This window comes from Streptomyces atratus, assembly GCF_014648655.1.
Classification (GTDB): Bacteria; Actinomycetota; Actinomycetes; order Streptomycetales; family Streptomycetaceae; genus Streptomyces; species Streptomyces atratus.
On the sequence record NZ_BMRN01000010.1, the window covers coordinates 128,924 to 145,230 of the forward strand.

Consider the following 16,307-nt stretch of genomic DNA (forward strand, 5'->3'; position numbering starts at 1 on the left):
GTCGTCCCAGTCGTTCCCGTCGTCCCCGTGTGTGCCCTCTGAACGATCCGCTCCGGCCATGACTCCAGGGCCTCCGGCGTCGGCTCCCCCGCCCTGTGGCGTGCCCGCGTTCGAGCCGTTGCGGGTGCGCGGAAGTGGTGGGCACCGGCTGCGGCGGGCTCTGTGGCGGCAGCGTCGCGCGCTGGCCGCCGGGCTGGCCCTGACGGCTGCCGCGCTGGCCGCGACGGGGCTGGGCGGGAGCGCCGCGGGCGGCGATGCGGCGCATGGGGCAGGGGCGGGGAGTACGGCCGGGTCGGCGCCGGAGCGGGCGCGGCGTCCGGTCCCCTTGGTGTCCGCGCCGGTCCGGATCGCGGATGCGGGGACGGTGCGGCTGTTGCGGCCGGGGGACCGCGTCGACGTGATCGCCGCCGAGGGGACCGGAGCCGACGCCCGGGTGCTGGCGAAGGGCGCGCGGGTGGCAGACGTACCGCAGACCTCGGCCGAGGGTCCCGCGGAGGACGGTGCGCTGATCGTGCTGTCGGTCCCCCGGGGCACCGCCGCATCGCTGGCCGGAGCGGGTATCTCGGCCAGGCTGGCGGTGACCCTGTGCTGATTCGTACTGATGAGCTGTCAAATCACCGGACCAAAGGCGCAGATCGGGTGTTTCCATCGCTTACTGCCGTAAGTTGCGGAGGAGTTTGCTCCGCCTACGGCACATGCGAAGGAAGGCTCACCCGTGAGCGAGAAGAAGAAGGTCAGTCTGCTGGAAGGATTCAAAGCCTTCCTGCTGCGCGGCAATGTGATCGACCTGGCGATCGCCGTCGTGATCGGCGCCGCGTTCACACAGATCGTGAACGCTTTCGTCAAGGGCGTCATCAACCCCCTGGTCGGTGCGTTCGGCACCAAGGACCTGGAGAGCTACAGCTCCTGCCTCAAGGGGCCCTGCGTCACAAACCCGAAGACGGGCGAGGTGACCGAGGGCATCCGGATCCTGTGGGGCTCGGTGCTCAGCGCCACTCTCAGCTTTGTGATCACGGCGGCCGTCGTCTACTTCCTGATGGTGCTGCCCATGGCCAAGTACCTTGCCGGGCGGGCGGCCATGCAGGCCGCGAAGGAGGGCGTGCAGGAGACGCTGGAGGTCAGCGAGCTGGAGGTGCTGAAGGAGATCCGCGACGCCCTCGTCTCACAGCGTGGCGGCCCGGGGGGGCGGGACCTTTGGGCAGGACCCCGGCCGAGGTCACGACCAGTAGCGGGAGGCGCGGCGGGAAGACCGCAAGCAGCGTCGTCGGACCACCACGGAGCGGGGGCTCAGATGTGGTGGGGCGGCTTCTCATCGAGAAAGCGCGCCAGATCGGCGGCGCTGCCGCCGGCCGGGGCCCGCTCGCCCCACCCTCGGTCCGTATCGTCCGCGGACTGCTGGTCCAGCGGATCGTCGAAGACCAGAGCCGGTTTGGGTTTCTTCTGTTCCGGCTGGGTCGGCTTCGAATCGCGCGGGCCGGGGGCGGGGGCGGTGCTCATACCTCAAGGGTACGGCTGTGGTCAGCGGTCCTTCGGGTCGAGCGCCCACAGCCCGAGGACGACGAGGAACGACAGACAGAGGAAGCCGGCACCCCACCAGGCCGTGCCGGTGTTGCCCTCCATCCACGCGTCGACGACGACGGTCAGGCCCCAGAGCTGTCCGATGACGACGGTCATCGCCAGGGCCAGCCGGGCCGTCAGTTTCGAGGAGCGTTCGGGTTCCTGGTCGGTGCCGGCACCCGGGCCAGGGCCGGTGTGGCGGACCCGGGGGTCGCCGTAGCCGCTGGTGGCACGGATCTGCGGATAGCGTTCGTGGACGGGGCGGTTGAGTTCGGGGCGGGCGCTGCCCGGGCGGTACTCCGGATAGTCGGGGGACTCCTGGTCACGGGACTGCCGGGCGTCGGTCATGTCCGCCTGCCGGGGGTCTCGGCCTCGGCGGCCCGGGGTGCCTCCGCGCCTGTGCCTCTGACCGCGGGGCAACCGATGCGGGACGCAAGGTCCGGACGGTCAGCGCTGAGCCGGCGGCACAGGCCGTGCTCGATGCTCTCGCCCGAGCGGGTCGTGCCGACCGCCCAGATGCTGCCGTCGGTCTGCTCGGTGAGCACCACCTTGGGCAGTGCGCGGGGCGGTGGCCCGGCGGTGACCTCGCCGGTGCGGGCGTCGAAGACGCCCTCGTGGCAGGGGCAGTACAGCTCACCTTCGGGGCCGCGGTCCTTGCGCCAGAGCACGGCACAGGCGAGATGGGTACAGATCGCGGAGTAGCCGACAAGGGTGCCGTCGTCGAGCCGGACGGCGACCGCCCGGTCGTCTTCGTCCGGGTAGCGGAAGGCGATGGACTCACCGGGAAGAAGCTGGGCGGTGATCTTCTTCGGCGCGGGTGCCTTGGCGTCGTCGGGGTCGCCGTGACGCGGAAGGATTCCGCCGGCCACGCCGAGGCCGGCGACGGCAAGTCCGCCCGAGACGGTCGCGACGATCCGGAGGTAGTCGCGCCGGGTGGCGAGGGCGCCGGCGGCGATCCGGTCGTGCAGGGCTTTGCGCGGATCCCCGGAGGGCGGCTGGTCGGTGGCGCTCATCGGCGGACGTCCTTCCCGTTGATCTCGACGACAGGAAGGCCGCCGGGCACCGGCCACTGGACCTTGTCGGCGGGTACGACCATGGCGACGCCGGTGCGGACCTCGCTCCGGCCGAAGACGAAGGTGTCGGCGACCTGGACGCCGGGACGCTCGGCCTGGAGCTCCTCGACAGTTCCGTAGAACAGCGCTCCCGTCGGGCAGACGGTCGCGCACATGGGGGCGAGGCCATAGGCGGTGCGGTCGTAGCAGAGGTTGCATTTCATCTGCAGCTTCGCCTGCAGATCGATCTTCGGAACGCCGAAGGGGCAGGCGTTGACACAGTTGGCGCAGCCGATGCAGCGGGTGGTGTCCGCCTGCTGCACCACACCGTCGGCGGTCACCAGGATCGCGTCGGCAGGGCAGACCTCGGCGCACGGAGCGACCGGGTCCTCACAGTGCATGCAGACCGTGGGAAGGGAGGCCACGGACTGGCCCTCGTCGGTGTAGTCGAGATGGATCATCGACTTGCCGCGGTGCGAGTCGCATTCCCGGCAGGCGGAGACACAGGCCTGGCATCCGATGCAGCGCCCCGGGTCGATGAAGATCGTTCTGCCCATCATGCGGCGATCAGCCCCTCTCCGAGGTGCCACGGCCCTGGGGGGACGTGGGCGGCAGCGGGTCGGTACGGGAGACCTGGGCCTCCGGGTAGGCCGCATGGCCAGGCGCGACAGGAGGTGCGGGGACCTCGTCGATCGTTTCGGCGTGCTCGATACGGCAGGCGCACACCTTGTATTCGGGGATCTTGGAGCGGGGGTCGAGGGCGTCGATGGTCAGGGCGTTGGCCGAGGTGGGGACGGGCCAGTGGTACGGGATGAAGACGGTGTCGGGGCGGATCGCCTCGGTGACCAGGGCGGGGAAGACCTCGCTGCCGCGCCGGGTGACGACGCGGACCGGTTCGCCGTTGCGGAAGCCGTGGGAGGGGTGGAGTTCGGCCCAGGGGCGCGGGGTCTGTTCGACGAGGCCGCCGAGCCGGCGGGTCTGGTTGCCGGAGAGGAAGTGGGCGACGGTACGCCCGGTGGTCAGCGACATGGGGTGCTGGTCGTCGTACGGGTCCATCGGCGGGTGCCACTCGACGACCTGCAGATGGATCTTGCCGTCGGGATGGTAGGTCTTCCCGTCCTCGAAGAGGCGGGGGGTGCCGGGGTGGTCGGTGGAGGGGCAGGGCCAGACGATCCCGCCGGTCTCCTCCAGCCGTTCGTAGGTGATGCCGTAGTAGTCGTTGACGGTGCCGGCGGAAGCGGTCCGCAGTTCGTCGAAGACCTCGCGGGAGTCGGCGAAGGCGAATTTGTCGCCCGCACCCAGGCGCTTGGCGAGTTCGCACATCACCCAGGTGTCGGTCCGTACGCCGGGGGGCGGGTCCTGGGCCTTGTTGTGCTTGACCACCCGGGCCTCGGCGTTGGCCATCACCCCTTCGTCCTCGGCCCAGGTGGTGACGGGGAAGACGACATGTGCGTTGGCAGCGGTCTCGGAAAGGAAGAAATCGAATTGGGCATGGAACTCTGTGGCGTCGTACCCCTCCTTGACCACCCCGTAGTTGGGAAGGGAGACGAAGGGGTTGTTGCAGATGCCGATCAGTCCGCGGATCTCGCGGCGCTGCATCTGCCAGACCATTTCCATCATCGAGGTGCCTGCGGGTGGGAGCTCGGACTCCTCGATGCCCCAGATCTCGCAGATCTGTCTGCGGTGCTCCTCGTTCATGATCGAGCGGCCGCCGGGAAGGAGGTCGGCTTTCTGGCCGTGCTCGCGGCCGCCCTGCCCGTTGCCCTGGCCGGTGAGGGTGCCGTAACCGGCACCGGGCTTGCCGATGTGGCCGGTGGCGGTGCAGAGGTTGATCACGCTGAGGCAGTTCTCGACGCCCTGCGAGTGGTGCTCGATGCCGCGGGCGTGCCAGGCCATGGCCTTGGGGGCGCGGGCGAAGGCGCGGGCGACCTGGACGATCTGCTGGGCGGGGATGCCGCAGATCTCGGCGGCCCGGGACGGCGGGTACTCGCCGGCCTTGGCCTTCACCTCCTCCCAGCCGGTGGTGTGGGCGGCGAGATAGGCTTCGTCGGTCAGGCCCTCCTCGATGACCACATTCAGTACGGAGTTGAAGAACGCCGAGTCGGTGCCGGGCTTGAGCGCGACATGGATGTCGGCCGTGCGGGCGATCGCGGTCTGGCGCGGGTCGACGACGATCAGGCTTGCGCCGCGGTCCCGGGCTCCCCACACGTACTGGGTCATCACGGGGAAGCACTCGCCGACGTTGGAGCCTGCGATCAGCAGGCAGTCGGTGAGCAGCATGTCGGAGAAGGGGTTGCCGGCCCGGTCGATACCGAAAGCGAGTTTGTTGGCGCCCGCGGCGCTGACCATGCAGAGCCGGCCGTTGTAGTCGACATGCCGGGACTTGAGGGCGACCCGGGCGAATTTGCCGACCAGATAGGTCTTTTCGGAGAAGAGGCTGGCGCCGCCCAGGAGCCCGAAGGCGTCGTTCCCGTAACTCTGCTGGATGCGCTTGATCTCGGAGGCGGTGAAGTCGAGTGCCTGGTCCCAGGAGACCTCGCGGAAGTCCTCGTCGCGGGAGCGGCGCAGGAGCGGCGCGGTGAGCCGGTCGGGGTGGTTGACCTGCTGATACGCGTTGATGCCCTTGGGGCACAGTCGCATCCGGTTGATGTCGTGGTTGCGGGGTTCGACGCCGAAGACCTTGCCTCCACGGTCGACGCGCAGATACATCCCGCACTGGACCCCGCAGAAGCAGCAGTGGGTGGGGACGAGCGTCTCGCCCTCCTGGTCGGCGTGCCACCGGTCGGCGGGGATACCTCCCGCGTCCCGGAAGGCCCGGGTGCCGGGCGGAGCGAGGGAGAGGTCGAGAGGGACGGCCGTACGGGGGTCGGCTGCTCGCGGATCCGAGGTCACTTGAAGCCCTTCTTCACCTGGGAGAGGTAGGCGCTGCCGCGCAGCACCCGCTTGCAGCGCGGGCAGTATTCGGCCCACTCGTCGAAGCCGAGGCCGAGGTCGCGCATGGTGCCGCGGAGGTTCTCGACGTACGGCCCGGTATCGATGGGCTCCTCGCAGCGGCGGCAGCCGAAGACCTCCTGGTTCTGCCGGGCGGTGTATTTGAACAGCTGCATGCCGACTGCGGCCGGGCGCTGGACGATGTGGAAGAACTTCCCGAACGGGATGTAGATGAGGGTGAAGACCACCGACATCATGTGGAGGATCGCCAGGAATTCGTATCCCCCGCCGTGCAGGAAGATCGACGAGAAGGTGAGCAGCAGACCTGTCACGGAGATGACGATCAGGGCGATCAGCGGCACCAGGTCGTAGGCGAAGCGCTGGCCGGTGATGGCGCCCCGGTCCTTCATCCGCCGCCAGAAGAAGTACGAGGCGCCGGGGATGACAAGCACGGCGGCGATGTCCAGGCCGTGGAACATCAGCCAGCCCAGGATGTCCAGGGAATCGAAGCCGATGATCTTGAAGCCCCAGATGCGCATCTCGTAGCCGGGGCCCGAGCCGGAACCGGAGGTGAAGGTGAACCAGCCCCAGGTCAGCGGGAAGGTGATCAGGGAGGCGAGGATGCAGCCCCAGAAGATCAGTTGGTGGGCGGCCCAGCGGGCGTAGGAGCGGGCGCCGAGGAATTTCTGGAAGCCCAGATAGGTGGCGATCATCCTGGGCAGGGCGGTGGGGGCCTGGCGGAAGTTGGCCACGGAGAAGAAGGTCCGCCACCCCTGCTTGAACAGGCGCCGGGCACCGGGCGCGGAAACCCAGACCGTGTAGCGGTAGGCGACGCCGAAGGCCAGGAAGACGGTGGCGACGGCGTACGGAAGAAGGGCGGAGTCGAAGTTTTCCAGAAGCCGGCTGCCGAACACGATCGCGAGGATCAGCAGGGCGGAGACGATGACGCCGGCCGCGGTCGCGCGGGCGGTGACGGACCGGGGCGCGGCGGCCCCGGGGGGCGGCGGGGCGGCGGGCACTCCGGCAAAGTCAGCGCGTGCACCAGGAGCGGGCTGGGCGGCGGAGACGTCTGGTGGCTCGGTCACCCCGTCACCGTAGGGTCACACGGGGTGATTGGTCCTGTTTTGCGGCTCTGCGGGGTGAGCCCGTTCGCCCGACCGGCTCGAAGCCAGTCGGGCGGCTCGCAGTGCGTCAGACGGCCCGCAGTCCGTGGGACGTGAAGATCTCGCAAGCCAAGGCGGTCTGCTCGGGGGTGGGTGACGGGGTGTCGTGCAGGGTGAAGGACTTGCCCAGCGCCTGCCACTTCGCCTCGCCGAGTTTGTGGAAGGGGAGGACATCGACACGGGAGACATTGCCGAGGGAGGCGGCGAACGAAGCGACACCGTCGACGTTGGCCGGATCGTCGGTCAGTCCCGGCACCAGTACGAAGCGGACGTGCACCTCTTTGCCGAGGTCGGCGAGGCGGCGGGCGAAGTCCAGGGTCGGCTCCAGCGGCCGGCCGGTGACCTTGCGGTATGTGGCTCGGTCCCAGGACTTGATGTCGAGCAGGACCAGATCGACGTCGCGCAGCAGTGCGTCGGTGGCGCGGGCGCCCAGGAAGCCGGAGGTGTCCAGGGCGGTGTGCAGCCCCAGCCCGTGCTTGAAGCGGTGGAAGAGCTCACCGGCGAAGACCGGCTGCAGCAGTGGTTCGCCGCCGCTGATGGTGGCGCCGCCGCCCGCGGCCCGGATGAACGTCGTGCACTTGCCCGCTTCGGCGACGAGGTCGTCCACCGACATCCGGGTGCCGCTGCGCATCCGCAGGGTGTCGATGTTGTGGCAGTAGAGGCAAGTCAGTGGACAGCCGGCCAGGAAGGCGACGAAGCGGGTGCCCGGGCCGTCGATGCCCGTCGACAGGTCCCAGGAGTGGACCGCTCCGGAGACCGGCCGACGGGTGGCCGCACCCGCCGGAGTGACGGAGGTGCCGATGTTGTCCATGTCGCCGGCGTTGTCGATGTTGTCGATGTTGTCGAGGAGTGTGGCCATGGCAGGGCCTCCTGTGCAGGCGGGGCGTTCGGTGGCCGGGCGCGACGGGCGCGGAGCGCGCGGCGCCGGGGCCCTACGGGGGATGGGCTCCCGACGCCGCGCGGTTCAGGGGGCTCGGAGCGATCGGGGAGGATCAGAGCGAGCCGTGGAAGGTGCGGTTGATGACGTCGAGCTGCTGCTCGCGGGTCAGCCGCACGAAGTTGACCGCGTATCCGGAGACCCGGATGGTCAGCTGCGGGTAGCGCTCCGGGTGCTCCATGGCGTCTTCCAGAGTCGCCTTGTCGAGCACGTTGACGTTCATGTGGAAGCCGTCGCTCGCCATGAATCCGTCCAGCACGCCGGCGAGGTTCTGGATCCGCTCCTCGGGGGTGCGGCCGAGTGCGTCCGGCGTGATGGTGTTGGTCAGCGAGATGCCGTCCTCGGCGTCGTCGTACGGCAGCTTGGCGACCGACAGGGCGGAGGCGATGTAGCCGTGCTCGTCGCGCCCGTTCATCGGGTTGGCACCCGGGGCGAACGGGGCGCCGGAGCGGCGGCCGTCCGGGGTGTTGCCGGTCTTCTTGCCGTAGACGACGTTGGAGGTGATGGTCAGCACCGACTGAGTGTGCACCGCGCCCCGGTACGTCGCGTGCTTGCGGACCTTCTCCATGAAGTCGTGGACGATGCCGCGGGCAAGGGCGTCGGCACGGTCGTCGTTGTTGCCGTACGCAGGGTAGTCGCCCTCGATCTCGTAGTCCGTCGCGAGACCCGTCTCGTCCCGGATCACCCTGACCCGGGCGTGCTTGATGGCCGAGAGCGAGTCGGCGGCGACCGACAGACCTGCGATGCCGCAGGCCATGGTGCGCAGGATCTCCTGGTCGTGGAGGGCCATCTCCAGGCGCTCGTACGCGTACTTGTCATGCATGTAGTGGATGACATTGAGCGCGTGCACATACGTCCTGGCCAGCCAGTCGAGCATCGCGTCGTACCGCTGGGCGACAGTCGCGTGGTCGAGGTACTCGTCGGTGACCGGCTCGAAGCCGCTCACCACGAGCTTGCCCGTCCTCTCGTCACGGCCGCCGTTGATCGCGTACAGCAGCGCCTTGGCGACGTTCACACGGGCGCCGAAGAACTGCATCTGCCTGCCCACCGCCATCGCGGAGACGCAGCAGGCGATCGCCGTGTCGTCTCCGTACTTCGGGCGCATCAGCTCGTCCGACTCGAACTGGAGCGCCGAGGTGTCGATGGCGGCCTTCGAGGCGAACTCCTTGAATCCGGAGGGGAGTCGCTGCGACCAGAAGACCGTGAGGTTCGGCTCGGGGGCCGGGCCCAGGTTGTAGAGGGTCTGCAGGGCCCGGAAGGTCGTACGGGAGACGAGCGGGCGGCCGTCCTCACCGATGCCGGCCATCGACCAGGTGACCCAGGTCGGGTCGCCGGAGTACAGCTCGTTGTACTCCGGGGTGCGCAGGAAGCGGACGATACGGAGCTTGATGACGAAGTCGTCGATGAACTCCTGTGCCCGCTCCTCCGTGATGAGTCCGCGCTCGATGTCGCGCTGGAGGTAGACGTCGAGGAAGTTGTCGATGCGGCCGATCGACATGGCCGCGCCGTTCTGCTCCTTCACGGCACCGAGGTAGCCGAAGTACAGCCACTGCACGGCCTCACGACCGGTACGGGCGGGCCCCGATATGTCGTGGCCGTACGACATCGCCATCGCCTTGAGCTCCTTCAGGGCCTTGATCTGCTCGGCGATCTCCTCACGGTCCCTGATGACGTGCTCGGTCGGCCACTGCTCGCCGAGGGCGGCCCTGCCGTCCTCCTTGGCCGCGATCAGCCGGTCGACGCCGTAGAGGGCGACGCGGCGGTAGTCGCCGATGATGCGGCCGCGGCCGTAGGCGTCCGGCAGTCCGGTGATGATGCCGGAGGTGCGGCAGGCTCGGATTTCGGGTGTGTACGCGTCGAAGACGCCCTCGTTGTGAGTCTTGCGGAGACGGGTGTAGATCTCCCTGACCTCGGGGTCGGCCTCGTAGCCGTACGCGTTCAGAGCACCCTCGACCATCCGCCAGCCCCCGTTCGGCATGATGGCTCGCCTGAGTGGGGCATCGGTCTGGAGCCCGACGATCAAATCGCGGTCGGCGTCGATGTACCCCGGCTCGAAGGCATCGATCCGGGACGGGGTCTTCACGTCCACGTCGTGGATGCCGCGGGCGATCTCGTCCGGGAACATCGAGAGGAGCTTCTCCCAGACCGCGGTGGTCCTGGCAGTGGGGCCGGTGAGGAAGGAACTGTCGCCCTCGTACGGGGTGTAGTTCTGCTGGACGAAGTCACGGACGTCGATCGCGTCGCGCCACAGCCCGCCCCTGAAACCGTCCCAGGCCCCGCTGTCCGTCGTCGCCTCTGCCGCAGTCGCCGTCATGGCCCGCACCTTCCGAGATCGTCCGTGCGCCTCATTGCCGCTGCGTCCATTGCACTCCCGATTTCCGCAGTCCCGGGCCCGCAATGGTCCCTGTCGAAGGGCCCAAGGTCCCGTCAGATAACGGATCTGACCCGGCATCACCCTGCTGACCTGCGATTTCTCCGAGGACTTTGGACCCTCGTTCGCTTGTGAATACTTTCACAAGAATTTTCCGATGCACGCCCGACTCGCGCCCGGGGCGCGCCCCCCCTGGGCGCCGCCGATCCTCGTCTGGTGTGCTGGTCCCCATGCCTGGAATGACCGCCCGCAGCCGCGCCGAGAGACATCGCGCTTCGACCCCGCTGGAACTCTTCTTCGACCTCTGCTTCGTCGTCGCCGTGGCGCAGGCCGGCGGGCGGCTGCTGCATGCCGTCGCCGAGGGCCACGCCGCCACCGGAATCGTCAGCTACGCGGCTGTCTTCTTCGCGATCTGGTGGGCCTGGGTCAACTTCACCTGGTTCGCCTCGGCCTACGACACCGACGACCCGCTGTACCGCGTAGTCACGTTCGTCCAGATCACCGGTGTGCTCATCTTCGCCGCCGGGGTGCCGCGCGCCTTCGACGCGGGCGACTGGACGATCGGCGTCGTCGGCTACGTCGTGATGCGGCTCGCCCTCACCAGCCAGTGGCTGCGCGCCGCGTACTGTACCCGGGGCGCAGAGCGGCGCGTCGCGCTGCGGTACGCCGTCGGGATCACCGTGGTGCAGCTGGGCTGGATCGCCATGCTGCTGCTGACCGACGACACGGGCGGAGCGCGTGCGGCCGTCTTCGCCGTGCTCGTGCTCGCCGAGATGTCCGTTCCGGCGATCGCCGAGCGCGACCGCCCGACGAGCTGGCATCCGCGCCATATCGGTGAGCGGTACGGCCTGTTCACGATCATCGTGCTGGGCGAGACGATCGCGGCGGCCACGGTCGCGGTCCAGGAGGCGTTGGACGAACACCGAGCGTTCGGTGAGCTGCTGCCGATCGCCGTGGGCGGGCTGCTGATCGTCTTCTCCGCCTGGTGGATCTATTTCGCCGTGCCGATCCATGACTACCTCCGAGGCAGCAGGGAAGCGTTCATCTGGGGATACGGGCACTACCTGATCTTCGGCTCCGCGGCGGCGATCGGCGCGGGCATCGAGGTCGCGGTGGAGGAGGCCGTGGGCAAGGCCCACGTCTCGGACACGGTGGCCGCCGCCGCGGTGACCGTGCCCTCCGCACTCTTCCTGCTGACGGTGTGGGCGCTGCACGCCCGCCACTTCAAACGCGATCTCGCGGAGCAACTGTCGCTCCCTGTGGCCGCGCTGGCCATTCTGGCCTGTACGTTCGCCGGGGAGTGGGCGGTGCTCGCGGCCGGCCTGGTGGCGGCGGCGACCGTGATCGTGGAGGTGGCGCTGTCCCGACGGCCCGCTGTGAGGGATGAGCACACGGGGCGGTGAGCGATGAGTCGTGAGTGGCAAATCGTGAGTGGTGAGTGGTGAGTCCAGTGAGGAGCACGCAATGACGGAAGAACCACAGGAGTCGGCAGAGCGCTCCGTAGCGCAGCACACATCGCCCATATCGTCAGGGCCGCTCGACGCACTGACCGATGTCACCGGGCCGCTCGACGCGCTGACCGATGTCACTGGGCTGCGCGTCGGCCATGCGCAGGTGACGGGCGCGGGCGCACTGAGCGGCACCACCGTGGTCCTCGCCCCCGAGGGCGGTGCGATCGCGGCCGTCGACGTACGCGGCGGCGGCCCCGGCACCCGGGAGACGGACGCGCTCGATCCGCGCAATCTGGTGCAGCGCGTGGATGCCGTCGTCCTGACGGGCGGCAGCGCGTACGGCCTGGATGCGGCGTCCGGCGTGATGGCCTGGCTGGAGGAACGGGGGCGCGGGGTGCGGGTCGGCCCCGATCCGGCTCAAGTGGTGCCGGTGGTCCCCGCCGCATGCATCTTCGACCTGGGGCGGGGCGGTGACTGGCGGGCCCGCCCGGACGCCTCGACCGGCCGCGCGGCGGTGGAGGACGCGGCGGATACGGAGCCGGGGGCGCCGGTCGTCGAAGGAGGTGTCGGCGCCGGCACGGGCGCGGTCGCCGGGCAGCTCAAGGGCGGGGTGGGCACGGCGAGCGTGCGGCTGGCGTCCGGGATCACGGTGGGCGCGCTCGTCGTGGTGAACGCGGCAGGTTCGGTCGTCGATCCGCGCACCGGAGTGCTGTACGGGGAGTACGGCGCCGCAAAACCGCCGGTGTACCCCGCGCCCGAGGTCCACCTGGCCGCGCAGCAACGCCTGGCCGAGGCACGGGAGGCGGACGCGCGGCCCCCGCTCAACACCACCCTCGCCGTCGTCGCCACGGACGCCGATCTCACCCGGGCCCAGGCGCAGAAGCTCGCGGGTACGGCGCACGACGGACTGGCGCGCGCCGTCCGCCCCGTGCATCTGCTGACCGACGGGGACACCGTTTTCGCGCTGGCCACCGGCGTCCGGGCGCTGGATCCGCAGAACCCGATCGCGCTCAACGACCTGCTGGCGGCCGGTGCGGACACCCTGACCCGTGCCATCGTGAAGGCTGTCCGGGCAGCTCAGAGCGTCAACGGCCGCCCCGGCGGCGGCAGCTATCCCGCGTACAGCGACCTCTACGGAGCTCGCGGGAACCCCTCACGGCCGTCGCCGGGCAGCCACCCGGACCCCGGCTCGCCTCCTGGGTAAGGAAGTTCGGACGAACCACCAGGAACCATCTGTGTGTGTCATACGTTTTCCTGAACCCCGGTCACGATGTCGGACCCAGGGACTACGTTAAGCACGCACCAAGTAACACGCGGCGACGGCCTGGAGACAGCACCTTGAGCGATCCGTACGAGACAACCGAGCAGCACCTCGAGCGACTCCTGCGACGGGCACTCAACTCTTTCGACCTGCCCGACAGTACGGTCGAGAGACTCGGTACCGCACTCGCCCACAGCAGTTCCCTGCACTCCTCGCACCACAGTTCCGTACTTCACCGCGAGACCTACCGGCATACGTATCTGCTGTCCGACGGCACCCCCTTCACCCTGTGGGAGCTGGTGCACAGCGGTCCGCGGAGCACGAGAAACCCGCAGCCGGGGACGGAGCCCGACCTCCGGCACCACGAGCTGTACGACGACGAGGCCGACATCCAAGTCGCGGCTGCCCGGCTGACCGGCGGCTTCGGTGAGGTCCCGGTGTTCGGGGACGACGGGCCGCATGCCGACCTGGAGATACTCACGGTTCTGATGGCGGCTCCCCCGGTCCCGCTGCCCCGGATGTACGCCCCGGACAATTCCGCCGACCACGCCCGCCGTGTCCTGCGCCGCGCGGAGAACAGCGACGGCCCCGGTGAGGAGACCGCCCGGCTGCTGCGCGCCGCCTTCGCCCACCACATCACCCAGGTCTTCGGCCGGCAGTGCCGGGTGGACGGGCGGGACGCCGGATTCACGCTCTACGAGCACGCCTTCCTGCTCCTCGACGGCAGCGAGACGAGCCTGTGGGAGGTCGAGCACACAGCCACGCCGGACGGCCGCCACATGTGCGAGGTGTACGGCGACGAGGACGCCGCACGCGGAGCCATGGAGAGCCGCACACGCATCTGCTGACCGAGGGGGAGGGCGGGAGCCCACGCTCGCGCCCGCACACGCAGGTGCCCGCACCCCCGAGGGGTGCGGGCACCGTCGCGCTTCAGGGCATCACGGCGTCAGCGCGGGCTCCTTGCCGAGCTCGACCTCGGGCTCGGCAACGGTGTCCATGCCCTCGTCGCCGCCCTCCACGTGCTGCCGCGGCCGCGCGGGCAGCGCGAACATCACCAGGAAGATCACTGCGAGCACCCCTGCCACCCACCAGAGCGAGTGCTGGAACGCCTCCGCGAACGCCGGGCCCACCTCCTGCGGCGCCGGCCGGTCGCTGATCGAGCCGAAGAAGACGACCGAGACCAGTCCGAGCCCGAGCGCATTGCCCATCTGCTGCACGGTGTTGATCAGCCCGGAGGCCGAACCCGAGTGCTCCTTCGGCACCTCGGACAGCACCGCGTCCGTCAGCGGGGCCACGATCAGGCCCATGCCGGTGCCCATGACCACCAGCGGCAGGGCCATCTGCCAGGACGTGATTCCCATGCCGTACCGGTCGGACTCCCAGATGTAGAGCAGCAGGCCGGCGATCATCAGCAGTGCGCCCGCCTGGAGGACCTTGCGGCCGAAGCGGGGCACCAGCTTCTGTACGGAGATCCCGGCGGCGAACGAGACGGCGACCGAGAACGGGATACCGGTCGTGCCGGCCCGCAGCTCGCTCCAGCCGAGACCCATCTGCATGTAGAGCGTCCAGACCAGGAAGAAGATGCCGAGACCGATGCCGAAGGTCAGCTGCACGGCGATGCCCGCCGCGAAGCTCTTGACCCGGAACAGCGACAGCTCGACCAGCGGCGAACCGTCCTTGCTCGCCTTCTTCCGCTCGAACACCACCAGGACCAGGAACACCAGGAGGCTGCCGACCATCGACACATAGCCCCAGACCGGCCAGCCCAGCTCGCGCCCGCGGGTGAGCGGGTAGATGAGCATCAGCAGTGCCAGCGTCACCAGGGCGACACCGATCAGGTCGAGCCGGAGCGCCTTGGGGGCCTTTGACTCGGTGATGAACTTCCGGCCCAGGATCAGGCCCGCGATGCCGACCGGCAGGTTGATCAGGAAGATCGGACGCCACTCGAGACCTGCGATGTTCCACTCGGTGAGCAGCGCGCCCAGCAGCGGTCCCGAGACGGCGCCGAGGCCGACTATCGCGCCGAAGAGACCGAAGACCTTTCCGCGCTCGTGCGCCGGGAAGGTGGCGTGCACGATCGACAGCACCTGCGGAACCATCAGCGCGGCGGTGCCGCCCTGGAGGATGCGGGAGGCGACCAGCATCTCCGGGTTCGCGGCGAAGCCGCAGAGCGCGGAGGCCAGCGTGAAGCCGCCGATACCGATGAGGAAGAGCCGCTTGCGGCCGTAGATGTCGCCGAGCCGGCCGCCGGTGATCAAACCGGCCGCGAAGGCCAGGGCGTATCCGGCGGTGATCCACTGGATCGAGCTGAACGAGGCACCGGTGTCGCTCTTGATGCTCGGGATGGCGATGTTGACGATCGTGACGTCGACCAGGTCCATGAAGGCCGCGGTCATCACGATGGCGAGCGCGAACCAGCGTCGCCGGTCCGACGGGTCCGAGGACACCGTGGGCCCGGATGCCGTGGACGGCAGAGATGCGGAAGAAGTCATATGAAGAAGCTAAACGGCCATTAGGTCAGCTCATGACCCAATAGATGGGCATCCTGATGGGATGACCCACACCCCGGCACGAGGCTGAGCCCATGACCGACACCCCGGCACGACTGCTGAATCTGCTGTCGCTCCTCCAGACGCCCCGCGAGTGGCCGGGCAGCGAGCTCGCCGAGCGGCTCGACGTCAGCCCGCGCACCATCCGCCGCGACATCGACCGGCTCCGCGATCTCGGCTATCCGGTCGAGGCCTCGCGCGGATCGGTCGGCGGCTACCGCCTCGTCGCGGGCACCGCCATGCCGCCGCTGCTCCTCGACGACGAGGAGGCGGTGGCCATCGCGGTGGGCCTGCGGGCGGGCGCCGGCCATGCCATCGAGGGGGTCGACGAGGCGTCCGTACGGGCTCTGGCGAAGCTGGAGCAGGTGCTGCCGTCGCGGTTGCGGCACCGGGTCTCGACCCTCCAGAACGCGACGATGCCGCTGACCCGCGGCGACGGCTCGACGATCGATCCGCACACACTGACGGTGATGGCGGCGGCGGTCACCGGGCGGGAGCGGCTGCGGTTCGCCTACCGTGCGGGTGACGGCGCCGAGACGAAGCGGCAGGCCGAGCCGTACCGACTGGTGAGCACGGGGTGGCGCTGGTATCTCGTCGCGTACGACCTGGGGCGCGAGGACTGGCGTACGTTCCGGGTCGACCGGGTCAGCGAGCCGTTCGCGACCGGGGCCCGGTTCACACCGCGTGAGCTGCCGACGGGTGATGCGGCGGAGTTCCTCAGCAGCTCCATCGCCCGGCGGCAGCCGGAGCTGGCGGTCGATGTGAGCTTCGCAGCCCCGGCGGACTTCGTGTCCGCGCGGCTGCCGGCCTCGATCGGCCCGTTGGAGCGGACCGGCGAGAACAGCTGCCGGCTGCGGGCGGTCCTGTCGGACTCGCTGGAGTGGGTGGCGCTCCGACTGGCACTGGTGGACTGCGAGTTCACCGCGCACGAGCCACCACAGCTGGTGGAGTACCTGAGTCATCTGGGCGCCCGGCTGACCCGCGCGACAGCACACTGACGCGTCGCCGCCCGAACGACGACCGACCCGGCCGCCG

14 protein-coding genes and 1 pseudogene are annotated in these 16,307 nt (G+C 69.4%); 6 read left to right on the plus strand and 9 right to left on the minus strand.

Features of this window, described 5'->3' with window-relative positions; all coding sequences use genetic code 11:
* Positions 1-100: 100 nt before the first annotated feature.
* The gene (locus tag IEZ15_RS19160) at positions 101-592 is read left to right on the plus strand and encodes a hypothetical protein (RefSeq protein WP_322109356.1); all 492 of its coding nucleotides are present in this window, start codon (positions 101-103) and stop codon (positions 590-592) included.
* A 123-nt stretch (positions 593-715) separates the two neighbouring features.
* Positions 716-1,246, plus strand: a pseudogene (locus IEZ15_RS19165) (large conductance mechanosensitive channel protein MscL); the annotation flags it as partial.
* Between the two features lie 41 nt (positions 1,247-1,287).
* On the opposite strand, the gene IEZ15_RS19170 reads toward IEZ15_RS19165, so the two are convergent.
* The 8 genes from IEZ15_RS19170 to pflB form a co-directional block, all read right to left on the minus strand.
* Complete coding sequence (locus tag IEZ15_RS19170; protein ID WP_114245022.1) at positions 1,288-1,497, minus strand: hypothetical protein; 210 nt, start codon at positions 1,495-1,497, stop codon at positions 1,288-1,290.
* A gap of 21 nt (positions 1,498-1,518) precedes the next feature.
* Entirely contained in the window at positions 1,519-1,905 is a 387-nt protein-coding gene (locus IEZ15_RS19175) for a DUF6755 family protein (protein WP_189278347.1), read from the minus strand.
* Positions 1,902-2,570, minus strand: coding sequence for a QcrA and Rieske domain-containing protein (locus IEZ15_RS19180; protein ID WP_189278349.1), 669 nt, complete (start codon positions 2,568-2,570; stop codon positions 1,902-1,904). Before IEZ15_RS19180 ends, IEZ15_RS19175 begins: the two co-directional genes overlap by 4 nt.
* Positions 2,567-3,169 carry a 4Fe-4S dicluster domain-containing protein gene (locus tag IEZ15_RS19185; protein WP_114245025.1) on the minus strand — a complete coding sequence of 201 codons (603 nt, stop codon included), beginning with the start codon at positions 3,167-3,169 and terminating at the stop codon, positions 2,567-2,569. Before IEZ15_RS19185 ends, IEZ15_RS19180 begins: the two co-directional genes overlap by 4 nt.
* Before the next feature lie 7 nt (positions 3,170-3,176).
* Positions 3,177-5,501, minus strand: coding sequence for a molybdopterin oxidoreductase family protein (locus tag IEZ15_RS19190; protein WP_189278351.1), 2,325 nt, complete (start codon positions 5,499-5,501; stop codon positions 3,177-3,179).
* A complete protein-coding gene (locus IEZ15_RS19195) occupies positions 5,498-6,625 on the minus strand; it encodes an MFS transporter (protein WP_189278354.1) in 1,128 nt (375 codons plus the stop codon). Before IEZ15_RS19195 ends, IEZ15_RS19190 begins: the two co-directional genes overlap by 4 nt.
* Before the next feature lie 106 nt (positions 6,626-6,731).
* Positions 6,732-7,514: a pyruvate formate-lyase-activating protein gene (gene pflA / locus IEZ15_RS19200; RefSeq protein ID WP_189278535.1), complete on the minus strand. Its 783-nt coding sequence runs from the start codon at positions 7,512-7,514 to the stop codon at positions 6,732-6,734.
* Between the two features lie 181 nt (positions 7,515-7,695).
* Complete coding sequence (pflB, locus tag IEZ15_RS19205) at positions 7,696-9,954, minus strand: formate C-acetyltransferase (protein ID WP_189278356.1); 2,259 nt, start codon at positions 9,952-9,954, stop codon at positions 7,696-7,698.
* A gap of 296 nt (positions 9,955-10,250) precedes the next feature.
* Here pflB and IEZ15_RS19210 point away from each other — a divergent pair, with 296 nt between their 5' ends.
* The 3 genes from IEZ15_RS19210 to IEZ15_RS19220 all read left to right on the plus strand — a co-directional run bounded on the left by IEZ15_RS19210 (position 10,251) and on the right by IEZ15_RS19220 (position 13,571).
* A complete protein-coding gene (locus IEZ15_RS19210) occupies positions 10,251-11,414 on the plus strand; it encodes a low temperature requirement protein A (protein WP_189278537.1) in 1,164 nt (387 codons plus the stop codon).
* Positions 11,415-11,475: 61 nt separating this feature from the next.
* Positions 11,476-12,666: a P1 family peptidase gene (locus IEZ15_RS19215; RefSeq protein WP_189278358.1), complete on the plus strand. Its 1,191-nt coding sequence runs from the start codon at positions 11,476-11,478 to the stop codon at positions 12,664-12,666.
* A gap of 134 nt (positions 12,667-12,800) precedes the next feature.
* Positions 12,801-13,571 (plus strand): DUF6227 family protein, encoded by a 771-nt coding sequence (locus IEZ15_RS19220; RefSeq protein ID WP_189278359.1) that lies wholly within the window; start codon positions 12,801-12,803, stop codon positions 13,569-13,571.
* Positions 13,572-13,661: 90 nt separating this feature from the next.
* Here the strand turns inward: IEZ15_RS19220 and IEZ15_RS19225 are convergent, their stop codons facing one another.
* Positions 13,662-15,215, minus strand: coding sequence for an MFS transporter (locus IEZ15_RS19225; protein WP_189278361.1), 1,554 nt, complete (start codon positions 15,213-15,215; stop codon positions 13,662-13,664).
* Between the two features lie 92 nt (positions 15,216-15,307).
* Here IEZ15_RS19225 and IEZ15_RS19230 point away from each other — a divergent pair, with 92 nt between their 5' ends.
* Positions 15,308-16,270 carry a helix-turn-helix transcriptional regulator gene (locus IEZ15_RS19230; protein ID WP_114245033.1) on the plus strand — a complete coding sequence of 321 codons (963 nt, stop codon included), beginning with the start codon at positions 15,308-15,310 and terminating at the stop codon, positions 16,268-16,270.
* The last annotated feature ends 37 nt before the right edge of the window (positions 16,271-16,307 follow it).

What these genes read in the sequence shown, in the direction of transcription:
- IEZ15_RS19170 (WP_114245022.1), bottom strand. Translation starts at nt 1,497, where the DNA reads ATGAGCACCGCCCCCGCCCCCGGCCCGCGCGATTCGAAGCCGACCCAG.
- IEZ15_RS19175 (WP_189278347.1), bottom strand. Translation starts at nt 1,905, where the DNA reads ATGACCGACGCCCGGCAGTCCCGTGACCAGGAGTCCCCCGACTATCCG.
- IEZ15_RS19180 (WP_189278349.1), bottom strand. Translation starts at nt 2,570, where the DNA reads ATGAGCGCCACCGACCAGCCGCCCTCCGGGGATCCGCGCAAAGCCCTG.
- IEZ15_RS19185 (WP_114245025.1), bottom strand. Translation starts at nt 3,169, where the DNA reads ATGATGGGCAGAACGATCTTCATCGACCCGGGGCGCTGCATCGGATGC.
- pflA (WP_189278535.1), bottom strand. Translation starts at nt 7,514, where the DNA reads ATGGACAACATCGGCACCTCCGTCACTCCGGCGGGTGCGGCCACCCGT.
- pflB (WP_189278356.1), bottom strand. Translation starts at nt 9,954, where the DNA reads ATGACGGCGACTGCGGCAGAGGCGACGACGGACAGCGGGGCCTGGGAC.
- IEZ15_RS19210 (WP_189278537.1), top strand. Translation starts at nt 10,251, where the DNA reads ATGACCGCCCGCAGCCGCGCCGAGAGACATCGCGCTTCGACCCCGCTG.
- IEZ15_RS19215 (WP_189278358.1), top strand. Translation starts at nt 11,476, where the DNA reads ATGACGGAAGAACCACAGGAGTCGGCAGAGCGCTCCGTAGCGCAGCAC.
- IEZ15_RS19225 (WP_189278361.1), bottom strand. Translation starts at nt 15,215, where the DNA reads ATGACTTCTTCCGCATCTCTGCCGTCCACGGCATCCGGGCCCACGGTG.
- IEZ15_RS19230 (WP_114245033.1), top strand. Translation starts at nt 15,308, where the DNA reads ATGACCGACACCCCGGCACGACTGCTGAATCTGCTGTCGCTCCTCCAG.